The sequence below is a fragment of the Caballeronia calidae genome (assembly GCF_900044055.2).
GTDB lineage: Bacteria > Pseudomonadota > Gammaproteobacteria > Burkholderiales > Burkholderiaceae > Caballeronia > Caballeronia calidae.
In genome coordinates, this window is sequence record NZ_FCOX02000173.1 from 1 (window position 1) to 4,865 (window position 4,865).

The window sequence follows — 4,865 nt, forward strand, 5'->3', positions numbered from 1 at the left end:
AGGGAAAAACCACCTTCCACCGAGTGATGGATCATAGCCCCCCGCCCATCAGCGCTTACCTGACGATGCTAGCCGCGGCGGATATTACTGATCGGGCTGACATCCAGGCTCAGCTTTTGGAGGAAGATAGTAACGGCGCATCCGTCCTTTCGATGGCATTGGCAAATGGGCATGACAGCGCGTTTCCTGATTTAATGCAATGCATACAATACGCTCAATTTTCAGTCGACAACATGCAGTTGCTCCTGACTGGAGGCACGCGACGCACCTGTCTCAGGATGTTAAAGCACGCCTCGCCAAAAGCAGTACAGGCATACCTTGATCTTGTAAGGACTTTGATTTCTGATTTTAATGACGAAGACAAAAACAAAGTATTAAAGGCCGTTAATGATTGCGCCAATGCCATTAAACTCGACCCGACTTTTATTGACGGGAAGTTTGATCTAAAAATTGATGGCCTAATTGCGTCCATTAAAGGCATCTCGCTTGATTTGCAAATTTTGCAAAACTTCGAAATTGCCTGCAAGAGCAAGTCCTTGGATGCTGCGACCAAAATTATTGAAAACATCCAATTGCAACCAGAATTATTTAACATCAAGATAACCGAGGAGATATGTACGCGCTTTGATCGCAATGATCAATGTAAACTTTTTTGTAAAATTTATAAACACATTATTCGCCTGTCGGAGATAGAGAGCGATGCCGATCGAGCAAAATTGTTTGTATCATTCCTTAATTCGACTAAGAGCCTTCACCCGGATGATCGGCATGGACTTATTTCAGCGATAGTAAGCAATCTGGATCATTATCAGCCTGGAAAGGCGATAACAGCGGAGATGGATGGTTTGCTTGATGTAATTGAAAATTTCGCTGGCATTCAAGATGAGCCGAAAATTCTAAAAAAAATGGCGCATGACATTAGCCGATCAAATCACCCGGTTACAATCGCTGAAAAGATATTAAATCTCGCAGGTCAACTTTTGGACGCTGAGCGCGTGGCTGTCATAAAGGCCGTCGCTAGAAGCGGCTATTATTTGAAGTTTGATAGCAAAGAAATGCTTCGTCAAAAGCTAAAATTGGCAGTCGAGTCGTTGACTACTGAAAAGCAGAGCGAGATCCTCGCGGCTCTCGATTCACACATGGATTGATATGACTTCCCGTGTCAAATAATTTTCTGCTTCATCGGACCGAATTTCCTGAGCGCGACGTAGCAGTAACTGACGATGGATCCAAGCGGCTCGCGCGGGACGTTCTCGACGTGACGCGCGTAAATGAGGCATAGTCGGCGATCGTGGGCAGGATCTTCGATCGACCAGGCAAGCAGAAGGTTGAGGCAGGACGGGCGGCCCTATCGCGAAGCTTGGGGCCCACATTTCCAGGGTAGGAGCTCTTCGATGCGGTTGACTTGGTGATCGGCGAAATGGGTCAACACATATTCGAGATCGTTGCGCGGATTGATACCGTTGAGCTTGCAATCGCCGAACAGACGTCAGAATTCGGTATAATCGGAAGAATGCACAGCCGCAAATTACGCAGCGCCGGGTCGTTTGCGACAATGCTTTGCGAGTCACCGGGCTGGTTCCAGAGGATTTTCGGCCCGGCAAGCAAGCTACGCATAATGGCAGCGACTCCAGGAACTGAAGAAGACGGTCTGGCGGCCGATATCTACGGTTCTTTACATACGGCGGTTGAATGTTGTGCAGCGCGCGCTCTTTCATGGTGAGATCGGGTTCCATGTACCCATGTGTAGTCGAGGGACTTTCGTGCCCCAGCGACAATGCGATGACGGACAGGTCAAGGCCGGATTGGAGTACATGCACGGCGGTCGTGTGCCGATTATATCGTTGGGTAGATTATCAGCACACTGCTGCGGTCTACCCTTCTGGAATCCGCTGTCGAAATCAATGTGATCCCGTGGCTGGCCATGATAACCGCCGACCGTACGGCAACAACCTGGCAATTCCAATCCAATCTCTTTGCTATATCGCGCGAATCTCAGTTGCTCGTTGCCTAATTGGGATAACCATACGGATTCACTTTCTATTGAGCTTAGATCCTTACTATTTATTTCTTATTGCGACCTATTAGCTATGAAATCACCGAAAATCTGCTGCAAAACTCGTCTTGATTCTATTGTGAGCGCCGAGATTGATTCGAAAAAACCTTTTTCCTCTGGCAGGCCGACCCAAGGCCTTAAGAGTCTCAAGAAGGCGCAGATGGCGAACGTGCTACAATTCCTTGATCCGATAGGAAAAATCAAAACGTCCAACTTAAAAAATACGTTTGTACAGCGTGCTCCAATTGTCCCAGGTCAAAATTTATCCCGACACGTATCGCAGGCGTTCAAAGAAAATCTGGACAATGCAGAGGATTTCGTCAGAGCAGTTGTCCACGCCACCGCTTCAGGTAGACAAGGTATTGAGAAAGTGCTAGGCAAGTTAGATTCCGTGTCAGCCACCCAAGCGATCCTTGTTGCTCGGAAACTAGATGATCTTCTTAAACCTCAAAACATTGATGACGCTCTAAATAAGTCAAACTCCGTCGATAGGAAAATCTCCCGGCAAGAGGGGGAAAATTTAAACCATCTGAGAATCGCGGTATTCGAGATACTGGCGAATCAGTTATCGAAGATTGACGCTTCACGCTCGGGGCGAAATGAATTTTTTGACGAACTCCTGGATCAGACCACTGATCCAGTTAGAATAAAGAATAGCGATCTCGACCCGACGCTCGTCAGTAATCGGCTGAATACTTTGGCCAAGAACGTCCCCTCACTGCTGCGATACGACCGCACCAACGCCTTTGATGCGTTGTGGGAAAAGCTCGACGGACTGCTTCCAGCCGGGCGGCGCCAGCTATTGACGGTCTTGGCCACAAGCCTGCACGCCCTTCCGGAAATAGATCGATCCTCCAGGTTTGATGCATTGTTGGAACAGGTCAAAAAGTTGGAGCCGGTGCAGCAGGACGAAGCGGTGGCGGCGCTGGCCCGAGGCCTGCCTTACTTGCCGAATGGCTCTCGCATCATGGCCTTTTATGCGCTGCTAAAGCAGATCAGCCACCTGGCTCTGCAAAAGCAGTTCGACGAGCTGCCTTCGGAGCGAGCAACAAGCCTGATAGCTGCCCTGATACGAACCCTGCCGTCACTTTCGGGAGACGCGGCGGAGGTGTTCTTTACAACGCTGCGTCGCTTGATAAGGTACACGTCGTCGCTCTCGGCGACAGAGAAGAGTTCGCTGCTGGCTGACTTGGCCGGGTGCCTCTCTGCCTTGCCGGAAAACAGGCGCGGCAAGGCGTTTGACAAACTCTGGGATCAGATAACTTCCCTAACGCCGGTAGAGGTACGAAATGATTCGCTGACCACCTTGGCAAAAAACCTAAAGCACCTACCGGCAGACGAATGTCTAGATGCCTTTAGAAAGGTGGCGGCTCAGATCTGTGCCTTACCCAAGAAAATGCAAGCTGCAGCAGTAGGTGCCTTAGCAGAGCAGCTGGCTCATGTGCCAAAGGAGCTACGGCTGGAAGCTTTTGAAAACCTGCTTGGCTGGATCAGCTTGCTCGATCCGACGAGATTATCGTGGCAAGGGGAGCTGCCGTCCACCTTGTCGAAGGCGCGAGGCGAAGCATTGACCAATGCGGCTCGGGCCCTTTCGGCCCTGCCCGAGAAGCAGCGGGATTCCGCCTTCAATCAACTCTTGAAATTGAGCCACGCACTGCACGCTACAGATCAAGCAGCGTTCCTGGCTAGCCTGATGCTCCAGCCCGATCTCTCGCCTGATCAATACAACGTGGTGTTGAATAAGTTCTCGGCAAACGTCAGAAAGGAGCTATTTGAGAGCAATGTCGACACCATTACGGCCTACCCGAAGTTGTTCGAACACGACAAGGACAAACTGAAGAAGCTGCTGTATTACATTTTCAAGCAGGACATCATCGAGTCGACTTGCCTGCCCGATAAAGTCGTCGCGGACGACTTTGAACGGTTTATTCGAGCAACCGGCGAACATATGCCCAGCGTCCAGGGCGAATTGCTTCTCGCAATAACGTCAAGTCTCGATCAATATAAAGCAAATAAGACGATAACAAATGAAATTTATTCAATATTGGAGGAAATAGAAAAAATTGGGAATGAAAGGGTAATAGCAAAGAACTTGGCGGAACTTGCGCTGCATATCTCGAGATCGGACGATCCTATCTTTGCGGCCATTAAAATACTACAGCTTTCAAAACGCCTTCCCACTGAAAATCGTATCGAAATCATGAAGGCTATCGCCAAGAGTGGATATGAGCTTGAACATTCCAATAAAAAGAACCTCCTTGGCATCTTGAGAAGTGAAGTAAATTTAAATGAATTTAAATCATTGGAAAAACAGGCGCTGTTAAAAACAATTGAGGAAATGATGGCACGCGTGGCGAGATCAGAGAACGAGGGGTGATTTGCAGTTTTGTCGCGATAAGGATGGGGGCAAGTAAAGATCAGATGATTAGAACTGCTCCGAGCCCCGACGGCGTCCGCGTTTCCTGATGTCCATCAAAATATTACCCATCAGATTTCTGATGGGTATCAGAATCGCCCAGCGGCAGTTCATTCACAAAACGGCCGTCGTTAGATGCTTACGGTGGATCTGACATGCGCGGATTATTATAGAATATAAAAATGCCGTGCAGAAATGCCGCGAATCCGCGTTCCAATGTATTGTGAGACGCCATCCCACTCACGAGCGGCAGATAACAGCGCAGCCAGTTAAAGATCGGCAACTCTCCGGCAGCGGTGCGAGGGCTCGCTTGTATCAGGCTGTATGCGAAGCCCAGCTCGCCTCGATCCTGAAGAGTGCGGACGCGCGGCGCCTGAGCGCTGCGATGCTGCG

Annotated in this window: 3 protein-coding genes and 1 pseudogene; 2 read left to right on the forward strand and 2 right to left on the reverse strand. The window is 49.4% G+C overall.

Annotated features, from left to right (window positions below):
- A partial coding sequence (locus AWB78_RS41405) for a hypothetical protein (protein ID WP_157697860.1) occupies window positions 1-1,148 on the forward strand: 1,148 nt, incomplete at its 5' end.
- A 200-nt stretch (window positions 1,149-1,348) separates the two neighbouring features.
- Here AWB78_RS41405 and AWB78_RS44750 read toward each other — a convergent pair.
- A pseudogene (locus AWB78_RS44750) lies at window positions 1,349-1,486 on the reverse strand (transposase domain-containing protein); the annotation flags it as partial.
- 604 nt (window positions 1,487-2,090) lie between these two features.
- On the opposite strand from AWB78_RS44750, the gene AWB78_RS41410 reads away from it, so the two are divergent.
- Window positions 2,091-4,433: a hypothetical protein gene (locus tag AWB78_RS41410; RefSeq protein WP_157697861.1), complete on the forward strand. Its 2,343-nt coding sequence runs from the start codon at window positions 2,091-2,093 to the stop codon at window positions 4,431-4,433.
- Window positions 4,434-4,611: 178 nt separating this feature from the next.
- Here the strand turns inward: AWB78_RS41410 and AWB78_RS49065 are convergent.
- Window positions 4,612-4,865: hypothetical protein (locus AWB78_RS49065; protein WP_232478113.1), on the reverse strand; the 254-nt coding region annotated here is incomplete at its 5' end.